The organism is Brachyspira intermedia PWS/A, assembly GCF_000223215.1.
Lineage (GTDB): Bacteria > Spirochaetota > Brachyspiria > Brachyspirales > Brachyspiraceae > Brachyspira > Brachyspira intermedia.
Genome location: NC_017243.1, coordinates 3,021,947 through 3,042,533, shown reverse-complemented (window position 1 = coordinate 3,042,533; position 20,587 = coordinate 3,021,947). Strand labels below are relative to the sequence as shown.

The 20,587-nt window shown below is 27.8% G+C and carries 19 protein-coding genes, 1 tRNA gene, 1 pseudogene and 1 riboswitch; of the genes and pseudogenes, 8 read left to right on the top strand and 13 right to left on the bottom strand.

Annotation, left to right across the window (positions count from 1 at the left end; all coding sequences use genetic code 11):
- Positions 1-80 precede the first annotated feature (80 nt).
- The 6 genes from BINT_RS13260 (at position 81) to BINT_RS13240 (ending at position 4,962) form a co-directional block, all read left to right on the top strand.
- Positions 81-1,439: an McrC family protein gene (locus BINT_RS13260; RefSeq protein WP_014489078.1), complete on the top strand. Its 1,359-nt coding sequence runs from the start codon at positions 81-83 to the stop codon at positions 1,437-1,439.
- 576 nt (positions 1,440-2,015) lie between these two features.
- Positions 2,016-3,194 (top strand): enoyl-ACP reductase FabV, encoded by a 1,179-nt coding sequence (gene fabV / locus BINT_RS13255; protein ID WP_014489077.1) that lies wholly within the window; start codon positions 2,016-2,018, stop codon positions 3,192-3,194.
- Between the two features lie 380 nt (positions 3,195-3,574).
- A tRNA-Asp gene (locus BINT_RS13250) sits at positions 3,575-3,649 on the top strand.
- A 27-nt stretch (positions 3,650-3,676) separates the two neighbouring features.
- Positions 3,677-3,940: a 30S ribosomal protein S20 gene (gene rpsT / locus BINT_RS13245; protein ID WP_014489076.1), complete on the top strand. Its 264-nt coding sequence runs from the start codon at positions 3,677-3,679 to the stop codon at positions 3,938-3,940.
- Positions 3,941-4,250: 310 nt separating this feature from the next.
- Positions 4,251-4,385 carry a hypothetical protein gene (locus BINT_RS15345; RefSeq protein WP_014489075.1) on the top strand — a complete coding sequence of 45 codons (135 nt, stop codon included), beginning with the start codon at positions 4,251-4,253 and terminating at the stop codon, positions 4,383-4,385.
- Positions 4,386-4,497: 112 nt separating this feature from the next.
- A complete protein-coding gene (locus tag BINT_RS13240) occupies positions 4,498-4,962 on the top strand; it encodes a PepSY-like domain-containing protein (protein WP_014489074.1) in 465 nt (154 codons plus the stop codon).
- Here the strand turns inward: BINT_RS13240 and BINT_RS13235 are convergent.
- Positions 4,959-5,963: a tetratricopeptide repeat protein gene (locus tag BINT_RS13235; RefSeq protein ID WP_014489073.1), complete on the bottom strand. Its 1,005-nt coding sequence runs from the start codon at positions 5,961-5,963 to the stop codon at positions 4,959-4,961. The two genes, BINT_RS13240 and BINT_RS13235, sit on opposite strands and share 4 nt — an antisense overlap.
- A 216-nt stretch (positions 5,964-6,179) precedes the next feature.
- Between BINT_RS13235 and BINT_RS13230 the strand changes: the two genes are divergently transcribed.
- Complete coding sequence (locus BINT_RS13230) at positions 6,180-7,520, top strand: CoA-disulfide reductase (protein WP_014489072.1); 1,341 nt, start codon at positions 6,180-6,182, stop codon at positions 7,518-7,520.
- A 461-nt stretch (positions 7,521-7,981) separates the two neighbouring features.
- On the opposite strand, the gene BINT_RS13225 is transcribed toward BINT_RS13230, so the two are convergent.
- The 10 genes and pseudogenes from BINT_RS13225 to BINT_RS13180 all read right to left on the bottom strand — a co-directional run bounded on the left by BINT_RS13225 (position 7,982) and on the right by BINT_RS13180 (position 17,275).
- Positions 7,982-8,470, bottom strand: a complete 489-nt coding sequence (locus BINT_RS13225) for a rubrerythrin family protein (RefSeq protein WP_014489071.1) — start codon at positions 8,468-8,470, stop codon at positions 7,982-7,984.
- A gap of 199 nt (positions 8,471-8,669) precedes the next feature.
- Positions 8,670-9,140: a 6,7-dimethyl-8-ribityllumazine synthase gene (gene ribH, locus BINT_RS13220; protein ID WP_012671528.1), complete on the bottom strand. Its 471-nt coding sequence runs from the start codon at positions 9,138-9,140 to the stop codon at positions 8,670-8,672.
- Positions 9,141-9,604: 464 nt separating this feature from the next.
- Positions 9,605-10,453, bottom strand: a pseudogene (locus BINT_RS13215) (Rpn family recombination-promoting nuclease/putative transposase).
- A 248-nt stretch (positions 10,454-10,701) separates the two neighbouring features.
- Positions 10,702-11,901, bottom strand: a complete 1,200-nt coding sequence (locus BINT_RS13210; RefSeq protein WP_014489070.1) for a bifunctional 3,4-dihydroxy-2-butanone-4-phosphate synthase/GTP cyclohydrolase II — start codon at positions 11,899-11,901, stop codon at positions 10,702-10,704.
- 82 nt (positions 11,902-11,983) lie between these two features.
- Entirely contained in the window at positions 11,984-12,625 is a 642-nt protein-coding gene (locus BINT_RS13205) for a riboflavin synthase (protein ID WP_014489069.1), read from the bottom strand.
- A gap of 99 nt (positions 12,626-12,724) precedes the next feature.
- Positions 12,725-13,834: a bifunctional diaminohydroxyphosphoribosylaminopyrimidine deaminase/5-amino-6-(5-phosphoribosylamino)uracil reductase RibD gene (gene ribD / locus BINT_RS13200; RefSeq protein WP_014489068.1), complete on the bottom strand. Its 1,110-nt coding sequence runs from the start codon at positions 13,832-13,834 to the stop codon at positions 12,725-12,727.
- Positions 13,835-13,973: 139 nt separating this feature from the next.
- A riboswitch (FMN riboswitch) is annotated at positions 13,974-14,109 on the bottom strand.
- Positions 14,110-14,162: 53 nt separating this feature from the next.
- Positions 14,163-14,585, bottom strand: a complete 423-nt coding sequence (locus tag BINT_RS13195) for a very short patch repair endonuclease (protein ID WP_014489067.1) — start codon at positions 14,583-14,585, stop codon at positions 14,163-14,165.
- A gap of 22 nt (positions 14,586-14,607) precedes the next feature.
- The gene (locus tag BINT_RS13190; RefSeq protein WP_014489066.1) at positions 14,608-15,756 is read right to left on the bottom strand and encodes a restriction endonuclease; all 1,149 of its coding nucleotides are present in this window, start codon (positions 15,754-15,756) and stop codon (positions 14,608-14,610) included.
- Positions 15,740-16,711, bottom strand: coding sequence for a DNA cytosine methyltransferase (gene dcm, locus BINT_RS13185; protein ID WP_014489065.1), 972 nt, complete (start codon positions 16,709-16,711; stop codon positions 15,740-15,742). The genes BINT_RS13190 and dcm overlap by 17 nt, the downstream gene beginning before the upstream one ends.
- A gap of 111 nt (positions 16,712-16,822) precedes the next feature.
- Positions 16,823-17,275: a dual specificity protein phosphatase family protein gene (locus BINT_RS13180; RefSeq protein WP_014489064.1), complete on the bottom strand. Its 453-nt coding sequence runs from the start codon at positions 17,273-17,275 to the stop codon at positions 16,823-16,825.
- A gap of 176 nt (positions 17,276-17,451) precedes the next feature.
- On the opposite strand from BINT_RS13180, the gene BINT_RS13175 reads away from it, so the two are divergent.
- Positions 17,452-18,351: a LysR family transcriptional regulator gene (locus BINT_RS13175; protein ID WP_041177497.1), complete on the top strand. Its 900-nt coding sequence runs from the start codon at positions 17,452-17,454 to the stop codon at positions 18,349-18,351.
- Between the two features lie 533 nt (positions 18,352-18,884).
- Here the strand turns inward: BINT_RS13175 and BINT_RS13170 are convergent.
- Positions 18,885-19,976: an alpha/beta hydrolase gene (locus tag BINT_RS13170; protein ID WP_014489062.1), complete on the bottom strand. Its 1,092-nt coding sequence runs from the start codon at positions 19,974-19,976 to the stop codon at positions 18,885-18,887.
- A gap of 42 nt (positions 19,977-20,018) precedes the next feature.
- Positions 20,019-20,585: a DapH/DapD/GlmU-related protein gene (locus BINT_RS13165; protein WP_014489061.1), complete on the bottom strand. Its 567-nt coding sequence runs from the start codon at positions 20,583-20,585 to the stop codon at positions 20,019-20,021.
- Positions 20,586-20,587 lie beyond the last annotated feature (2 nt).

The following is a 20,587-nucleotide window of genomic DNA, read 5'->3' as shown; positions in this document are numbered from 1 at the left end:
GTAATTGTGTTTTTTGCAACTTTTTTGCACTACAAAAAAGTTGAAGAAATTTATAATAAAAAATTAACACAAACAATAAAATGATTAAATTAAAAGATAATACTAAACATGAAAAATTAATAAATATAAAAGAAAATATTTCTGAAGAAGATATAATTTCAATCAAAGAAATTGCTAGTAAAACTCTTTCTGATGTGAAAGATAATATTATAATATTTCCTAACTCTATAAAAGAAAGTAAGGACTTAGAAGAAGACAGCAGAATATTTGATATTATTAATGACAGTTTATTAACTAATAATATAATGGGATTTATAAGCTATAATAATACGCAAATAAAAATATCTTCAAGGTTCGCTGTAAATGATAATGAAGATTATTTTCTGCATTATATGCTTATGAAAGTACTTTCTATTAATATTGTTAATTTAGAGCATAGTAAGGATTATGACGATTCATTTGATTTTTTAATTTATATGTTTATTAGTTTTTTCAAAAGAGCATTAAGACAGGGCCTTTTTAAACAATACAAATTAATAAAGCATAATGATGCTAATGTTAAAGGAACTATTGATATTAATAGATACATTAAAAATAATATTCCTTTCAATGGTAAAATTTCGTACAATACTAGAGAATACAGCTATGATAATAATATCACACAATTAATAAGGCACACTATAGAATATATAAACAATAAAAACAGATATCTTTTAAGTTATGATAGTGAAATAAAAAATTATGTTCAGCAGGTATTTTATTCTACTTCTAGTTATGAGAGAAATAAAAGAGAAAGTATTATAAATAAAAACTTAAAAAAATTATCTCACCCTTACTATTATGAATATGAGCCTTTAAGAAAAATATGCATTCAAATATTAAGGCATGAAAAATTAAAATACGGCAGTAATGATAATACTGTATACGGATTATTATTTGACGGAGCTTGGCTTTTTGAAGAGTATTTAAATACTTTTTTAAGCAAAGAAAATTTTATTCATGCTGAAAATAGAAATTCAAAAAATGGTATTAAATTACTTGATAATGCTTGGAGGGTTTATCCGGACTTCTATAAATTAGAAAATGATAATAATATAGTTCTTGATGCCAAATACAAAAGATTAAACTATTATGATAATGAAAGCATAGACAGAAATGACAAGCATCAAATAGTTTCTTATGCTTATACACTTAATGCTAAAAAGGCAGGTTTTATTTATCCATTAGAAGAAGTTAATTGTACCGATGCAAATAAAATTATAAAAATAGGCGTTTTAAATAATGCTTATAATGGATATGCTGATTGCGGTATATACAAATATGCTTTAAAAATTCCTTCAACAAAATCAAACGGGGAAGATTTTCAAAACATAAAAGAATTTGCTGAAGTTATGAGAAATATTGAAAATGAATTAATAAAAGTTTTAAATAAATTTTGATTAAGAATTTTTTGAACGCACGGTTAATGAAATTATAAATTTAATAAAAATTAAAATTGCATTAAATCAATATTTATAATGTTGCTTAACGTGCGGTGTATAGACTATAAATTAAAAAAAATCTTGGGTGGGTAGCTGAAATAACTTTGAAAAACTAAAAAGAAAGATAGTATGAAAATTGTATATTATGCTGAAAGCCTATAGGGTGGGCAAGTATAATTTGATTTTTTGTATTAATTTAAATGCCCGCCCTTTTATATTTTATGTAAAATTAAAAATTATGACTTAAATTTATCTATTGCGAATTTAGAAAAAGCATACCCGCCCTAATGTGATTAGGATTTAGAATTTATATACCGTATGTATTATTTTTTTGTATATATGTAGAGCTATTAATTAATGTTATTCATATTATATTTACCATACGTTTATATTAATATTTTATTTGTATATTTATTAAATTAATAATTATTTTAATTTCATTTTCATTGAAAAAAAAGCAATTTTATTATAAAGTATTATAAAATTAGTTTGTAATATATTTTGAAAATAAAAAACGATAGGAGAATAAACGATATGGTAGTAGAGCCAAAAATATTAAATAATATATGTATAACAGCTCATCCATTAGGCTGTGCTAAAGAAGTAGAAAATCAAATTAATTATGTGAAATCACAGCCAAAAGTAAAATCTAATGTAAAAAATGCTCTTATATTAGGAGCTTCAGGCGGATACGGACTAGCAAGCAGAATAGCTATAGCTTATGGATTAGGTGCTAAAACTATGAGTGTGTCATTTGAAAAAGAAGCTACAGCAAGAAGAACAGCTACACCAGGCTGGTATAATAATGAGGCTTTTTCTTCTTTCGCTAAAAAAGACGGAATAGAGGATAAAAACTTAATATTAGATGCTTTTTTAAACGCTTCAAAAGAAGAAGTTATTAAAGAAGCTAAAACATTCTTTAATGGTGAAAAAATAGATTTGCTTATATACAGTTTGGCAGCTCCAGTAAGAATGGACGAATCAACAGGAACACTTTACCGTTCATCTTTAAAACCTATAGGAAAAAAATATAATGGTATAGGTGTAGATTTCCTTACAGAGGAGTTATTAGAGGTATCTATTGACCCTGCTAATGAAGATGATATAAAATCTACTGTAAAAGTTATGGGCGGAGAAGATTGGAAATTATGGACAGATGCCTTACTTAATGCTGATCTATTAGCTGAAAATGCTATCAATGTAGCTTACTCTTATATAGGCCCTGAAATGACAAAAGCAGTATATAGAGAAGGTACTATAGGAAAAGCTAAGGATCATTTAGAGGCAACAGCTCATGAATTGGATAAAGAGATGCAGGATAAAATCAAAGGACACGCATATGTGTCAGTAAACAAGGCCGTAGTAACTAGATCTTCAGCAGTTATCCCTACAGTTCCACTTTATATAGGCATATTGTTCAAGGTAATGAAAAATAAAGGCCTTCATGAGGGCTGTATAGAGCAAATGTATAGACTTTTGAACGAAAAACTCTATAATGGCGGAGAAGTACCTGTTGACAGTGAAAACAGAATAAGATTAGATGATTGGGAATTGAGAGAAGATGTTCAAAAAGAAGTTTTGGATTCTTGGAATAAATTAACAAAAGATAATCTAAAAGAAATAGCTGATTTAGCATTATTCAGAAAAGATTATATGAATATGCATGGCTTTGATGAAGAAGGTATTGATTATAGCCAAGATGTTCAGATATGATAACTAATTATTAAATATAAAATTAAGGCGGAGGAGTTAATATTTCCTTCGCTTTTCTTTTTTGTATTATTTTAAATCCCGCCCTTTATACTTCTTGATATATTTTGAATTATAAACCTTTATATTTTTAACAGTCTAAATAGAATTTTTAGCTTCCCACCCAAGCTGTTTTTAATTTAGAATATAATTTAGCGCACGTATTATCTATTTTTTGTATGTTGTTATGCTTGTAATTGTTAATTTGTTTATATTTTATGTTATTTTTAGCGTGCGTTTAATAAATAATGGTGATAAATTTATAATTTTTTTAAAATTTTTAAATTTAGTAGTTGACAAAAAACAGAATTGGTATATAATACAAAGCAATCCTTAACTAATTTGGAGTTGTAGCTCAGTTTGGTTAGAGCGCCTGCCTGTCACGCAGGAGGCCGCGGGTTCGAGCCCCGTCAACTCCGCTTTTTATTTTAACATGGAGAGCGATAATGCCTAATATAGCTTCAGCATCTAAAAGATTAAGACAAAATGAAGTTAGAAATCTTTACAATAGAAAAATTAAAAGTTTCTTAAATACTCAGAAAAAGAAAGTAATTAAAGCAGTAGAAAGCAATGATAAAAATCTTGCTTCAGAAGAATTCAAAAAATATGCGAGTGCTTTAGATAAAGCTGCTAGAAAATCAGTTATTCATTCTAATAGAGCAGCTGCTAAAAAATCAGATATGATGAAAAAAATTAATGCTATGAATTAATTTTGATTGTTACTAAAAAATAATGAGGTCTATACAGAAATGTATAGACCTTTTTTTATGATTTTAATCATAAATGTCAATTTATTTTAAAAAAATAAAAAAAATTACATTTTTGTAAAAAAATATATATTTTTTATTTCCTAATAGAAAATTTTTGTTATTATTATAATATACAGTTTGAGTTTATTAAATGATATATACAGTTTTTATTGTTTAAGTTTATGAGCTTTGATAGTATATAAAGGTAAATTATTCTGTGCTATTTTGATAATATTATCACAAAAAAATATAATAATGGGGAGGATTGATTATGATTAAAAAATTTAAAAATAATAATTATAATGATTCTGTTATATTTAATGATGATGACTACAATTCTTTGATTGAAGAGTACAATGATATTATTAAAGATAATACATCCGAGAAAGAAAATGATAATCTTTAATAATATTATGGGAATACCGGTTATAATTATATAGCCGGTATCTTATCCGCTAAAATAATTTGCGGTATAAAAAATTCTAACATTATAACGATAAAATACGAAAATAAACACTATGAAATATTTAAAATTGATTTTTCTTATATTAATGCTAAATATAAATATATATTCTCAAACTATGACAGAAAATTCTCTGCCTTTGAGAGCAAAAAATTTTTTAAATATTAATTTTCCAGGAAATAATATAGAATCTGTTTCATTATATCAAAATGGCGGCGGATATGAAGTTGATATAGATTTTGGTTATAAATTTATTTTTTATAATACAGGCCTTTGGAAAAAAATATCTATAATCAATGATGAAACTAAAAATATTGGAATACCTAGAAGCTGCATACATAAGTCTATGGTTAATGTTATAGATAATGAGTATCCGCATTCTAAAATTACGGATATAGAGAGAAGAGATAAAAATTTTCTTATCAAATTAGATGATAAATATTTAATAGAAATTACAGGCTATGGTATTATAATTAGTCAGGAAAATTTGGATAATGTTCAATCTGAAGCAACTAATTAAGATATTATTTCTTTAGATTTATTGAATGCTATTATAGATTTTTCTATGTCTCCCATAGCATTATAAGTGTTAGCAAGCAATATATAAACTTCTTTATTATTACCATCTAATTTAACACATTCTTCTAGCACATTTCCAGCATTATCATAAAGTCCTGCTGAATAGTATGAAAGCCCTAAATAATAATAAGATGATGAATGGCTATTATTTATTTCTATAGATTTATTTAAATATGATATGGCATTTATATAGTCTTTTGTTTCATATAGAGAAATTCCAAGATAATAGTATAGCAAATAATCTTTATCATCTATATTTAAAGCACTATTAAAAGCAGATACAGCATTATCAAAGTCATCAATCATAAAGAAGCATAGTCCCATATTAAAATATGCGGAGTAATTATCTTTTTCTACTTCTGTTACTTTCTTTAATATATCTATAGCTTTTTTATATTCATATTTATCTTTATAGGCTATAGCGAGCATATATAGACTATTATAATCATATTTATTAAGTTCTATGGCTCTTTCAAAAGATTCTATAGATTCATCTGTTCTTTTTAGATTATATAAAGCTATTCCCAAAGTACGCCAATTAAGATATTCTTTAGGTGCGAGCATAAAAGATTTATTTAATACATTTACAGCATCTTCATAACGTCCAACTTCTATATAGCATTTGCCAAGCCAATTAAGACTTATATAATCATTATTTTCTAATTCACAAGCTTTTTCAAGATATGTAATAGCATTATAGTAATTATTTATCTTTGTATATGATATTCCTAAAAGTCTATATATAGAATAATCATTATTTTTTATGAGTAAAGCCTCTTTGAAAAGCTCTATAGCTTCTTTATGATTTCCTAATTGAGTATAGAATACCCCGAAATCTACTCTGGCTTTATGATTATGAGGTTCTCTATCGCATATTTCTTTATAATGAGATATCATATTATTTACTTTGTTTTGAAGACTATAATCTGATGAATTATCCATAATTAATTTACTTTCCCTAAAAAATAATTACTTGTATAATAGTATATCTTTAAGTTAATTTTTTTCAACTTTTTAATTTTGATATATCTTTTGTAAAAAGTTAAAATATCATTGTAATTTTGTAAATTTTTATTATATTACTTAAATAAGCGATAAGAATTGACAAACCTATTATTTTTTAATATACTACATATAGGTATTAAAAAGGAGTTAAAAATGAAAAAAGTTATAATAATAGGAGGCGTTGCTGCCGGAATGAGTGCGGCTGCTAAGGCTAGAAGAATAGATAAAGAAGCTGTAATTACGGTTTATGAAAAGACAGATGTTGTATCTTGGGGAGCATGCGGTATGCCTTATTATGTAGGCGGTTTTTATGAAAGCCCTAATACTATGATAGCAAGAACTGCTGAGGCTACTATAAAATCGGGAATAGACTTGAAAGTTAAGCATGAAGTTTTAAAAATAGATGCTAAAAATAAGAAGGTATTAGTTAAAGATATTATTAATAATAAAGAATTTGAAGATAATTATGATTCGCTTCTCATAGCTACAGGAGCAAAATCAATAATACCTAATATACCAAACATTAATATAGGAAATGTATCTACTTTAAAAGACTTTAGTGACTCTATTAATATGAGAGAGAAAATGAAAGACTCTAATATTAAAAATGTTGTAATATTGGGTGCTGGATTTATAGCTATAGAGGCTGCTCATGCTTTGAAGCATATAGGAAAGAATGTTACTATTATACAGCGTTCAGACAGAGTATTTGGAAATAAATTTGATAAAGAATTTTCTGATATGGTGATAGAGCATATAAAAGAAAATGTTGACTTACATCTTAATGAAAAAGTTCAGTCATTAGAAGCTGATAATAACAATAATGTAAAAGCAGTTATTACAGACAAAGGTAAATATGATGCTGATTATGTTGTTGTTGCTATAGGTGTTACACCTAATAATGATTTAGCTAAAGAAGTTGGCATTAAATTAATGGATAATGGTGCTATTTTAGTTGATAGGGAAGGAAAAACAAGCATTGATTCTATATATGCTGCTGGAGATTGTGCTAGCATATATGATAAAGTATTAGATGATCAGACTTATGCTGCTCTTGCTACAGGGGCTAACAAATTAGGAAGAATGGTTGCAAGCAATTTGGTAGGAGGGCATGAAAAGTTTATAGGAAGTTTAACTAGTGCCTGTATACTTGCTTTTGAACTTGAAGCTGCAAGAACAGGTATAACAGAAGAAGAAGCTAAAAAAAGAAATATCAATTACAAAACTGTTACTGTAAAAGATTTAGATCATACACATTATTATCCTGGTTATCAGGACTTACATATAAAACTTATATATTTAGCTGATAGCAGAAAGATAATAGGCGGTCAGATATTAGGAAAAAGAGGTGCTGTATTGAGGGCTGATGTTATAGCTGCTTGTATACATGCAGGGCTTACTGTAGATGAATTAGGAATGTTAGATTTATGTTATGCTCCTCCTTTCGCAAGAACTTGGGATTCTTTGAATGTGGCAGGAAATGCGGCTAAATAAACAATATTAATTTTAAACCATGCTGTTATTAATGCAGCATGGTTATTTATTTTCACTCCCCACCCTCTAGGCTTTTTATTTTTTCTGGTATTACAGTTTAATTTTTCTTATAAACTTAAACTGACATTTTAGCTGCCCACCCAAGTTTTTTATACGATTATGATGTCATTAACCGCACGCAGGATAAAGCTATAATTATGAACTGATTTATAATAACATTTTAATTATATAAAAAATTTCGTTCACCGTGCGTTGAGTAGTTTTTAATTTAAATAACACTTGGGCGGGGATGCTTTTTCTTTGTAGGCAATAAATATATATAAAATAAAAATTTTAATGAAAACATTGAAATAAAAAGGGCGGGGTATGTAAATAAAATTTTTTAATATCCTATTGCAAATATTTCTATTATTTAACTAATAGTAAAACTTACAATAGGATATTAAATATGATATTGATTATTATTTTTTTATTTTATGCTTACATACAGGACATATACTAGGATTTTTATTTTCAGAATCTATATATCCGCATATATCACATTGCCAGCTTGGTATATCTACTTTACTAGCTCTAAGTAAACTTTGGAATTGTTTTTTATGTCCATCTTCAATCCTCGCAACATTCATAAAAGCCATAGCCAACTCATCAAAACCTTCTTCTTGGGCAGTTTTAGCATAAGAAAGATACATATCTATAGATTCGTAATTTTCATTTATTATAGATTCTTTTAAATTTTCTTCTGTAGTAGGTATACCATGAAAATTTTCAAACCATATTTTAGCATGTTCCTGTTCATTTCTTGCAAATTTTTCATAAGCAGCAGCAACATCTTCTTTTCCTTCCTCACGGGCTTTTTCAGCATAATACATGTACCTACATCTAGCCATAGCCTCACCTATAAAAGCATTTCTCAAATTAACCTCAGTTTTAGATCCTTTCAAATTCATAAGATAAGCTCCTTATTAGTAAAAAATTCTAATAAATAATATACTAAATTTATAAAAAATAAATAGTTATTAAATGACAATTTTATTATTATAAATATAACAAATAATACAAATAAGGAAAATAAAAAAACAAGGAACTTAAAAAATAATTTAAGCCCTTGTTTTTATAATATGAAAATAATATAAATTTATAAGATATTTACTTTTCTATCTCTCTGATTAAATTAACCATTTCAATAGCAGCCATAGCAGAATCAAATCCCTTGTTTCCAGCTTTAGTTCCTGCTCTTTCAATAGCCTGTTCAATGTTTTCAGTAGTAAGTACGCCGAACATTACAGGTATATCAGAATTAAGAGAAACATTGGCAATACCTTTAGAAACTTCAGCACAAACATAATCATAATGAGTAGTAGAACCTCTTATAACAGCACCCAAACAAACAACAGCATCATACTTTTTAGATTTAGCCATTTTAGAAGCTATTAGAGGTATCTCAAAAGCACCAGGCACCCAAGCTACAGTAATATCATCGTCTTTTATGTTATGACGAGATAAAGCATCTAAAGCACCGCCCAAAAGTTTAGAAACAATGAATTCATTGAATCTAGCACACACTATACCGATTTTAATTGGTTTTTCACTAACGAGTTTTCCTTCAAAAGTTTTCATATTAACTATCCTTTTTTAAATTTGCTAGAAAATTGCTCGCTATCTAGGCCCTGGCAACTTCCTTCGTCAGTTACCAGAGGCTCGCAATTTATCTAGCTTTATATATTTTAAATTTGCTAGAAAATTGCTCGCTATCTAGGCTCTGGCAACTTCCTTCGTCAGTTATCAGAGGCTCGCAATTTATCTAGCTTTATATATTTTAAATTTGCTAGAAAATTTTATTATTATTGCTATGCTTGCCTACGCCTTAAATAAGCTAGCGAGTAAACTCACTAGCTGGCTTCGGCTCGCTTTTTCTTATTATTGCTATGCCACCCGTAAAGGTGCCTACTTGCTTGGCTCGCTTTAATGCCTATGGAAATAAGTTCTAGCAATTTTCTTTATTAGTTTCCAGAGGCTCGCAATTTATCTAGCTTTATATTTTAAATTTGCTAGAACCCTGACATTTTGTAAATGCCATATACTCACAAGTTTTCTATTTCTTCTATACTCAAACCTGTATTTTCACTAATTATTTTTATATCTATGCCGGCTTTTTTAAAGTTTCTAGCTATAGATATTTGCTGTTCTTTTTTACCTTCTTCAATTCCTAGTCTTCGTTCTTCTTCAAGCATTATTTGATTACCATATAAATATGCTTGTCTTTTATCATATTCATTCATCATCAATCTATCTTTAATGAAGTTATTATATCTTCTTTGTACTTCTTCCATTATAGGCTTTTCTTTTACTAATTCTGACATTATAACCTACTTATTATCACTTTCCTTTATAGTAAAAAATTTAAGCCAGCAATTTAAATCAGGTTTTAATAAATTGTATTTAAATTTTTTTACTTCAATTATGTGTATTTGTAAATGATCAGTTAATAATCTTTGATTACCTGTATCATAAATCATATAGCAGGAATGAATATTTTCTGAATCATCTAAATTAAAATTAAGAAGATTAATACTAATTACAGGAGTTAGAGCATCATATTTTTCACCCTGCTTTAAAAGTTTGCTGTAATTAGAAGCCCAATAATAAAGTATTCTCTCTGGAAACCTTGAATTTCCTTGAAGCTGAATCTCTATTACAACAACTGAGCCATTTTGAGTTATACATTTTACATCTGTAATTGTTTCTTTATCTTCATAATTTTCTTTATAATTAAATGGAGTTAGTATTTCAACACTTCTAAATGTTTTCATATTGGAGTCAAGCATTATTGAATTAATAAAATCCAACAATATTGCTTCACTTCCTCTATCAGATAAAAGATATCTTACAAAATAATCATTCAATGTATTAAAATATTTTACATTATCCATAATACAAACATTATAATAAAATTAATATAAATGTCAAAATGCTAGTCTATATCATAAAAAATTACTAGCTTGCTTTGTATGTCTATTGTGATAAGCTCTAGCAACTTCCTTTGTCAGTTTACAGAGGCTCGTAATTTTTTATTTTTAAATTCAATCTATATATGGCCCATACGTTTTATATATATATAAAAAACTTGTTCGTTGATAGGCCCTGACATTTTTGCAAATGTCAGGCACTCACAAGTTTTTTAATCTAAAATATGACCCATTCTTTCCTTTTTAGTCTTTAGATAAAATGCATCATACTCTGAAGCTTCTATCTGTATAGGTACTCTGTCTTTTATCTCTAAGCCGTAATTATTCAAATACTTTATTTTATCTGGGTTATTAGTCATTATTTTTATGCTCTTAATACCTAAATTTTTAAGCATTTGATAAGCCTCATAATATTCACGCATATCATCTCTGAAGCCCAAAGCTATATTAGCATCAACTGTATCAAGTCCGCTGTCCTGAAGTTCATAAGCTCTTAATTTATTAACAAGTCCTATTCCTCTTCCTTCCTGACGCATATAAACCATGATGCCCCTGCCTTCCTCAGCAATTTTTCTCATAGCATAATCATACTGTTCACCGCAATCGCATCTTTTTGAGCCTAATGCATCGCCTGTCAAACATTCAGAATGAACTCTGCAAAGTACATCTTCTCCGCTTGAAATATCTCCCATAGTTAAAACTACATGATGTTCTTTTGTGATTTTATTTACGAAAGTAAGTATTTCAAACTCACCATATTTAGTAGGCATTTTAGCCTTAGCATAAAGCTCCATTAAATCTTCATTCTTTTTTCTATAATCAATCAAATCAGAAACAGTTATCATTTTAAGATTATGTTTTTTAGCGAAATCAATCAAATCATCTCTTCTCATCATATCACCGTCATCTCTCATAATCTCGCAGCATAAACCACATTCTTTTAAACCTGCTAATCTCATCAAATCAACAGTAGCTTCAGTATGTCCCATTCTTACTAATACTCCGCCTTCTTTTGCAAGTAATGGGAACATATGACCGGGACGTCTAAAATCTTCAGGTTTAGCATTTTCATCAATAACTTTTAAAGCTGTGATAGATCTTTCAACTGCTGATATACCTGTTGTAGTTTCAACATGGTCAATAGATACTGTGAAAGCTGTTTCATGATTATCAGTATTTTTTGTAACCATTTGATTTAAATTTAATCTATTAGTAATTTCTTTACTCATAGGCATACATATCAAACCCTTAGCATAAGTAGCCATAAAGTTGATATTTTCTGTAGTAGCAAATTCTGCCGCACAGATTAAATCGCCTTCATTTTCTCTATCTTCATCATCAGAAACAACTATAATTTTTCCGTTTCTTAAATCCTCTAAAGCTTCATCAATAGTGCTGTAAACATTTTCCATTTTTAATGCTCCATTTTTATTTTTTATTCAACTTTTTCCTAATATTTATTAGCTGTAAAAAGCTGTAAAAAGTGCATAATTATTAAAAACCATTTTTAAGTAAAAAGTCCATTGTTATATTGGATTTTTTACTATCATCATTATCTTCTTTAAATGTTAAAAGCCTTTCAACATATTTGCCTATAACATCATTTTCAATATTAACCTTATCACCTTCTTTTTTATAATAAAGTACAGTTTCCTTCAATGTATGAGGAATAACCGCTATAGAAAAAGTATTATCGGTTAAACTTGCCACTGTCAAACTTATGCCGTCAACAGCAACAGAACCTTTTTCTACTATATACTTCATTAAGTGTTTAGGCACTTCAATAGTGAGTATTATAGCATTGTCATCTTTCTTCATAGACTTAATGCTTCCCACTCCGTCAATATGTCCGCTTACTATATGACCGCCAAATCTTCCGCTTAAAGTCATAGCTCTTTCAAGATTAACTTTACTTCCGTTTTTTAAACTTCCTAAATTAGTACGGTTCAAAGTTTCTTGAGTAACATCTGCATTAAATATTTTATTATCAAAACTAGATACTGTTAAACAAGTACCATTAACAGCAACACTATCACCTAAGTGCAAATCATCGAATATTTTGCTTGCTTCTATCGTGATAACTTTGCTTTGTACAGATTTAACAGTTCCTATTTCTTCAACTATACCAGTAAACATTATTAATATTTTCTCTCTTAAATAATTTCTGTACTTTTTCCCGTGGCAAAAAGTACCAAAAAGCACAAGGTATATTAATTTAATAATAAAATTTATCTATTAATATTGTAAGTAATACTCTAAAAATAAATCGTCTTCTATTTTTGTTATGCTGCCTTCAGTAAGTTTAACAGCATCATTAGGATCATCTATCCCTTCGCCTCCTATAGGGCTTTTTGCTTCAAGACCTCCGAATATTTTTGGTGCTATATAAATCAAAGCCTTATTTACTAGCTTTTCTTTTAATAAACTCGCATGTAAAGCAGCACCGCCTTCAACATACACACTGTCAATATCTTTTTCTTCTCCGAGTATTCTCATCAAATCTTTTAAACTAACTTTGCCATTATCATTTTCTGTTTTTATTATATCTATACCAAAACTTTCAAGTTCTTTTATTTTTTTATCATCATCGCTAATAGTAGCTATAAAAGTTTTTATTTCTTTAGCAGTTTTACAAATATTAGAATACAAATCTATTTTTAAAGAACTATCCAAAATTATTCTTATAGGATTTCTAGTATTTGGAAGTCTGCAATTAAGTGTAGGATTATCTTCTATTACAGTATTTATTCCAACCATTATAGCAGAGTATTTATTTCTAAATCTATGAGAATGCTCTCTAGTTTTTTCTGAAGTTATCCATTTTGATTTTCCGCTTACAGTAGCTATTTTACCATCAATAGTCATAGCATATTTCATAACAATAAATGGTCTTTTATTAGCTATATAATAGAAGAAAACCTCATTTAATTTTCTGCATTCTTCTTCAAGCACATTTACTATAACTTCAATGCCAGCATCTTTTAATTTTTTTATGCCATTTCCTGCTACTTTGGGATTAGAATCAACGCATCCTATAATCACTCTTTTTAATTTATTTTTTATAATAGCATCAGCACAAGGAGGAGTTTTTCCATAATGAGAACAAGGCTCTAAAGTTACATATATATCAGCATCTTCAACATTTTCGCCTTTTTCTTTGGCATCTAAAAAAGCATTAATCTCTGCATGATTTTCACCGCATTTTTTATGGTATCCAATGCCTATAACTTTTCCGTCTTTCACTATAACAGCACCAACCAAAGGATTAGGACTTGTAAAACCTTCTCCTTTTTTAGCTTCCTCTATAGCCATTTTCATGTACTTTTCATGCATATTGTTCTGCATAATGCTAATACTCTTAAAAAATATTTTTTATTAATCTTTGAGGTTTTTAATTGGCGGATTTTTTGACTTGTAAACAAAAAAACTCTAAATGTTAAAAATAACAATTAGAGCCATTATTTTATGTAGTAGTTTACATTAATTTTATCTTCTACCATCCAGACTTTAACTGTCGGTTTTGGAATCGCACCAAATCTGCCGTTTTTGAATGAGGAACATCAAAAAGGCTCGCGGACTTTACCGCCGGTATGGAATTTCACCTAGCCCCGAAGATTTATATGTAATAGTATAATACAAATATTTTATATTGTCAAGCATCAGTAATATATTATTAATTTTTATCATTTATTATTTCTTCACATAACTTTTTCAGTCTTTCTTCTGCAATTTTATTTTTTAGTTCACATTCCCAAATTACAATAACTTTCCATCCCATTGATTCTAAATTTATTATATTATTTTTGTCCCTTTCTATGTTGCGTTTTATTTTAGGTACCCAATAGCTTTTATTAGAAAGAGGCATTCTTCCTCTTGAACAGTTATGCATATGCCAAAAACATCCGTTGACAAAAATTATAGTATGATATTTTGGAAGTACGATATCTGGTTTGCCGGGATATCTTTTATCATTTTTTCTATATCTAAATCCATGTTTAAAAAGATATTTTCTAACAATATTTTCAGGTTTTGTATTTTCACTTTTTATTCTTGCCATATTTCGGCTTCTTTCTTCAGGAGTTTTTGTATCTGACATTATTAGTAACTCCAATATAAAATTAATTTTCGTTTGTTTTTACTTCTTCTATAAATCTTTCATAACTTCCCCAGCTTTGTATATCTATAGAATACTCTCCAGCTTTTTCCTTAGTTATTATGACAGAATCTATACCTAAAATTTCTAATCTCTCAATAGTAGCAAGTTCTAATTCTTTTAATTTGAGAATATTTCTCAAAAGCCAATTACTTAATGCTTTGTTAGGATTTGTCATTAATGCTTTATTATTATCTTGACATACTTTAGCATTTAATATTTCACCTATAGGAGTTTTCAAAATAAATGGAGTATCCCTTCCTGGAAAAAAATTAGGAAAATTATTTCTTATAAATGAAGGTATTGTAATATATACTTCATCAGGATCCCTCTTTCTTCCGCCTGCATTCCATTGATTCAAAGCAGATTTTTCCTGAACTATTTTTTTTCCTTCTTTTACTGTATACAATGGAAGAATAACATATTCACATTTAGGTTTAAAGTTATATGTAATTTCATCAATTGACAATAAAAGTTCTGCAGGATTTTCAAATATAACTACATCTGTGCAGGAACTTTCTTTAGGAATATCAAATCTTCTAAATAAAGTACTTTTTGAGAAATTAAACTTATATAAATGATTTCCATCTGTAAAATTTAAAGACTTTTCTTCTTTACTTCCTTTCTGCCTTTCTATTCTTAAGTTTGAAATATCAATTTCGTTATAATCTGTTTCAAAAAATAAGAGTGATTTTTTTCTTCTTGCTATAATATGATATAAAGATTCTGATATTCCATAAAGGTTCTTGGCAAGATTAATTCTATCATTCCTTAAATTAGCAAGAAATTCCATTATCTCTCTTTCATCTTTTTTATCTTTTATAAGTTTTGAATCTTTATTAAATTCTGCTATTTTTTCAAAACTATAATCTTTATTTTCACCAACAAAAGTTTTTAATCCTATTCCAAGATTTCCTAATTTAGCATCAAATGCAATATCTGATCTGCTTAAATTTTTAGCTCCAAAACAATAGCAAAATAAGTTCTCCATAGCTCTATAATATATATATGGAGTATCGCTGTCACTATATAACCTAGAAAGTTTTGCAACTATTTTCATTAAATTGACATAATTTTTATTTTCTTTTTTATCTAATTCAAAAAAATTCAGCATTTGTTTCCTCAGACATATTGATATTATTTATAACTTTAAGAATATTATCTGCTATCTTTTTTACTAAAGGATAAACAATAGAATTACCAGCTTGTTTATATAATTTAGAATTTGATTGATTTGGAAGTTTAAAATTTTTAGGATATCCTTGAAAATTAAAGCATTCTCTTGGCGTCAATTTTCTTATACCATAATCATCGCGTATTATAGGAACATTATGCCCCCCCTCTCCCATATTAGCTGTCAAAGTTGGACATAAATTAGATTTATTTTCTCTTATATAATGTCTTCTCCACTGATAAACGGTATTTTTATTAAGCATTCCTTCATTAAAAATTTCATAGTACTTAGTATTATTATAATAAAAAACATCATCTTGTTTTTCTTGATCTATAAAATCATGAATAGTATTAGTTAATTCTACAGGTTCAGGAAATTTAAAATAAGAATAATTTAATACTGTATCTTTATTAAAAGCTACAATAAAGATTCTTTCCCTATTTTGAGGAATATTTGAATATTCAGCAGAATTTAAAATTTTATAGCATACATAATAATTTAAATCTTGCAATACATTTATTATTGTTTTAAGAGTATTACCATTATCATGATTTTCAAGATTTTTAACATTTTCCAATAATACTGCTTTAGGTCTATGATATTTAATTATTCTGGCAATATCAAAAAACAAAGTACCTCTTACATCTTCAAACCCTTTTCTATAACCTGCTACAGAAAAAGGCTGACAAGGAAAACCGGCACAAAGAATATCATGTTCCGGAACATCTTTTTCATCTATTTTTGTAATATCCCCTTCTAACCTTGTATCAGGAAAATTTAATTTATATGTTTCACTTGCGTATTTATCTATCTCACTGGCAAAAACACAATATTCAGAATTAAAGGCTAAATGAAAACCTCCTACTCCTGCAAATAAATCAATAAATCTGCACATTATATGATTTCCTAATATATTAAATTTACATTATAGCTTAATTATTCGGATTATATAATTATAATTTATATTTGTCAAAAAATTATTTTTAGCTTTATATATCTTATTTTTCTAAAAACTCATTATTTCATACCAATAATTATCGAAGTATCTATACATTCCCATTCCAGGTGAATAGTAAGTGTATATTTCATGAAAATCTCTTAAAGCATCTTTGAATGAAGTATTACTTATATAGCCTTTTCTTGCCATATAAAGAAGTGCTATAGATGGAGATCTTGACATACCAAAATTACAATGAACTAATACTTCCATATCATTTATATGTTCATCTATAAACTCCATAGCTCTCTTTATCATAGGAAAAGCATATTCAAAAGATAAGCTGCTTATATCAAGTAAATTCAAATATAAATCATTATTATTTTGATACACTTTTTTATCGCCTATATTTCCTCTTACGCCTCTAACAAAACAGCTTTGGCAAGCATGAACTATAGCCCCTTTAAACTCTTCGCAATCTCTGTCATTACCTACATATAGATTTTTATATAATTTTTTCATAGTAAAAAACTCCAGTAAGTTTTACATTATAATTAAATAATTGAAATTGTCAATTTTAGTTTTTTATATAAATTAAATATAACAAATAATAGTCAAATTAATATTCATTAACTAATTATTTACATTATTATAGCATTATTATAAAATATAAAAAGTTTATGTATTTCGGAGAGTATATGGAAATTAGGGCTTTAAAATATTTTTTAACAACTGTAAGAGAAGGCAATATTACAAAGGCGGCTAAATATCTTAATCTCACTCAGCCAAATCTATCAAGACAGATAAATATACTTGAAAGAGATATAGGGCATAAACTATTTGAAAGAAAGCATAATAATATAATTCTCACTCCTGAAGGCATTTTATTAAAAAAAAGAGCCGAAGAAATAATTGATATGATAGATAAAACCAGAGCAGAATTCAATTTCACCGATGAGTTAATAGCTGGTGATATATTTATTGGGGCAGGTGAGAGTTGGGCTATGAGCTTAATTGCTTCTGTTATGAAAGATATTCAAAAAACTTATTCCCATATAAAATATAATATTTACAGCGGAAATTTTCAGGATATAACAGAAAAACTTGATAAAGGTTTATTAGATTTTGGTTTGTTGATAGATCCTGCAGATTTATCAAAGTATGATTATTTGAAAGTGCCTGCCAAAGATACTTGGGGGCTAATCATGAAAAAAGATTCTGAGCTTGCGAAAAAGAAAAGTATAATAAAAACTGATTTATTAAATATACCTTTGATAATATCGAGGCAGGTGATAGAAACTGAAATGCAGGATAATGATTTTTCAAGGTGGTTTTCTGATACTTTTGATAAGCTAAATATAGTTGCTACTTACAATTTGATTTACAATGCATTAATTATGGTTCAGGAAGGTATGGGTTATGCTTTATGTTTAGATAAATTAATTGACAATATGCATAATGAAAATATTTGTTTTATACCTTTAAAGCCCAAATTAGAATCTGGGCTTAATATAGTTTGGAAGAAGAATCAGGAGTTTTCAAGGGCTTCCAAAATATTTTTAGATAGGCTCACAAATGAATTTAATAATAAAATGTAATAATAATTTGATTCATAACGCACGGTAAACAAATCATCAAATATGAATATATTTTCTTTTTATAATATTTCTATAAATTAAAAAATATTTAATCGTGCGGTAGTATACATAACAAATTTAAAAAACACTTGGGTGGGTGCTAATAAACTCTAATTAAAATAAAAAACATAAAAGAAATGTTTATACAAAATAAAATTATAAAATCTTGAGGGTGGGGAGTGAAAATAAGTTTTAAAATTTAATTACATATGCCCGCCCTTTATAGTTTTTAATTTTATTAGTTATTTTTATCTTTATTTCTTTATAGTTTATACTGCAAATATAAAACCCGCCCAAGCTTTATTTAAATTTATTATTAACATACCGCACGATAAGTAAAATTATAAAAATAGATTTATTAATAATTGTAATTTTTATTATAATTAAAGCTTTACTTACCGTGCGTTATTTGATTATAATTACAAATAAAAAATCCAAGAATTATAAAAATAATACTTGGATTAAGAGAATACTAATGAAAAAAATATTATTAATTATTTTAAATTATCATTGAAAAACTGTGATAATTTTTCAAAAGGAATTTTCTCCATATTATCGTATAAATCAACATGATCAGCATCTTCTACTATTACTAATTCTTTTGGTTCTAATGCTTCTTTATAAACATCTTCAGAATAGTATCTTGAATGTGCTCTGTCACCTGCTACTAAAAGTATAGGAGTAGGAGAAACATCTTTAATATTAGCCATTAAAGGGAAATTCCAAAATGATACAGGCATTGTAGCAGTCCAAGAAGTAACAAAGTTTATAGCTCTAGGGTGATAAGCTCTTTTAGCATAATAGTTGTAGAAAGCAGCAAATACAGGATCAGCATTTTCAGGAAGTTCTTCAGGTACAACCATTGCAGAAGCCATTAAATTATTGTTCTCATCAAAATAAGGTTCATGATTACCTAAAGCATAAGTTTTGCTTTCAGCATCTTTCCAACGCTGCTCGCTCAAATATTCTCTTATTTTTCTTCTTTGTTCAGGAGTATAATAGTCTTGATGTCCTTTACTCATATCTCTTGACATATCATACATTGAAAGAGTTGCTACAGCCTTTATTCTAGTGTCAGTTCCAGCTGCAGTGATAGCCATACCAGAAAGTCCGCAAATACCTATTGCACCAATACGGTTTCTGTCTACATAATCAAGCAAACCTAAATAATCTACAGCAGCACTGTAATCTTCAGTAAATATATCAGGTGAAGAAGTGTTTCTTACATCTCCGCCGCTTTCACCAGTAAAAGAAGGATCGAATGCTAAAGCAACAAAACCATAAGTAGCCATTTCCTGTGCATATAATCCTGAAGCTTGTTCTTTAACTGCTCCGAATGGTCCGGACACAACTATGGCAGGATTTTTTTGATTAGTATAATTTTCTGGTAAATATAAATCTCCTGCTATTTCTATGCCGTAACGATTTTTAAATCTTACTTTTTTCATTTCTATGTTTGTGTAAATTTTGAAAACTCTTGTATCCATATTATCTCCTCCTTTAGATTGATTATTTTGTGATTGGTTATTGTTACAAGATATTAAAAAAGTTAGTATTAAAGTTGCTGATAATATTATTTTTTTCATAGAAATCTCCTTATAATTAATTTTATTTGTATTAAATTTTTATTATAAATTTCTTATTATTTTAGCAGGCACTCCGCCGACTATCACATTAGAAGGAACATCTTTATTTACCAAAGTACCAGCAGCTATTATTGAGTTATCTCCTATTGTTACACCTGGAAGTATATTAGCACCTGAACCTATCCAAACATTATTTCCTATTGTTACTTTTGAAGGATATGTTGTACTTCTGTTTTGTATCTCTATTCCATGATTAAGTGTAGAAATAATTACATTCATACCAATAAATACATTATCACCTATAGTGATTCCGCCTCTGTCCTGAAATGAACATCCAGTATTAAAAAATACATTCTTTCCTATCTTTATATTTCTTCCAAAGTCTGTATAAAATGGAGGAAAACATGTAAAACTTTCATCTATTTTTTCACTTGTTAATTGTTCAAATAATTTTCTCACCTCCTCTGTAGTATGATAGCTGTTATTGATTTCCATTGTTACTTTTATTGCATTTTGTGAGCATTCATATAAAAGCGGTGCAAGTTCTTTATCTTCGCTTGATATGGGATTGCCTTCTTTACAGTGTTTTATAAACTCTTCTATATTCATTT

Excerpts from the sequence above, each read along its gene's own strand:
- BINT_RS13260 (WP_014489078.1), top strand. The coding sequence starts at position 81 with ATGATTAAATTAAAAGATAATACTAAACATGAAAAATTAATAAATATA.
- fabV (WP_014489077.1), top strand. The coding sequence starts at position 2,016 with ATGGTAGTAGAGCCAAAAATATTAAATAATATATGTATAACAGCTCAT.
- rpsT (WP_014489076.1), top strand. The coding sequence starts at position 3,677 with ATGCCTAATATAGCTTCAGCATCTAAAAGATTAAGACAAAATGAAGTT.
- BINT_RS15345 (WP_014489075.1), top strand. The coding sequence starts at position 4,251 with ATGATTAAAAAATTTAAAAATAATAATTATAATGATTCTGTTATATTT.
- BINT_RS13240 (WP_014489074.1), top strand. The coding sequence starts at position 4,498 with ATGAAATATTTAAAATTGATTTTTCTTATATTAATGCTAAATATAAAT.
- BINT_RS13235 (WP_014489073.1), bottom strand. The coding sequence starts at position 5,963 with ATGGATAATTCATCAGATTATAGTCTTCAAAACAAAGTAAATAATATG.
- BINT_RS13230 (WP_014489072.1), top strand. The coding sequence starts at position 6,180 with ATGAAAAAAGTTATAATAATAGGAGGCGTTGCTGCCGGAATGAGTGCG.
- BINT_RS13225 (WP_014489071.1), bottom strand. The coding sequence starts at position 8,470 with ATGAATTTGAAAGGATCTAAAACTGAGGTTAATTTGAGAAATGCTTTT.
- ribH (WP_012671528.1), bottom strand. The coding sequence starts at position 9,140 with ATGAAAACTTTTGAAGGAAAACTCGTTAGTGAAAAACCAATTAAAATC.
- BINT_RS13210 (WP_014489070.1), bottom strand. The coding sequence starts at position 11,901 with ATGGAAAATGTTTACAGCACTATTGATGAAGCTTTAGAGGATTTAAGA.
- BINT_RS13205 (WP_014489069.1), bottom strand. The coding sequence starts at position 12,625 with ATGTTTACTGGTATAGTTGAAGAAATAGGAACTGTTAAATCTGTACAA.
- ribD (WP_014489068.1), bottom strand. The coding sequence starts at position 13,834 with ATGCAGAACAATATGCATGAAAAGTACATGAAAATGGCTATAGAGGAA.
- BINT_RS13195 (WP_014489067.1), bottom strand. The coding sequence starts at position 14,585 with ATGTCAGATACAAAAACTCCTGAAGAAAGAAGCCGAAATATGGCAAGA.
- BINT_RS13190 (WP_014489066.1), bottom strand. The coding sequence starts at position 15,756 with ATGCTGAATTTTTTTGAATTAGATAAAAAAGAAAATAAAAATTATGTC.
- dcm (WP_014489065.1), bottom strand. The coding sequence starts at position 16,711 with ATGTGCAGATTTATTGATTTATTTGCAGGAGTAGGAGGTTTTCATTTA.
- BINT_RS13180 (WP_014489064.1), bottom strand. The coding sequence starts at position 17,275 with ATGAAAAAATTATATAAAAATCTATATGTAGGTAATGACAGAGATTGC.
- BINT_RS13175 (WP_041177497.1), top strand. The coding sequence starts at position 17,452 with ATGGAAATTAGGGCTTTAAAATATTTTTTAACAACTGTAAGAGAAGGC.
- BINT_RS13170 (WP_014489062.1), bottom strand. The coding sequence starts at position 19,976 with ATGAAAAAAATAATATTATCAGCAACTTTAATACTAACTTTTTTAATA.
- BINT_RS13165 (WP_014489061.1), bottom strand. The coding sequence starts at position 20,585 with ATGAATATAGAAGAGTTTATAAAACACTGTAAAGAAGGCAATCCCATA.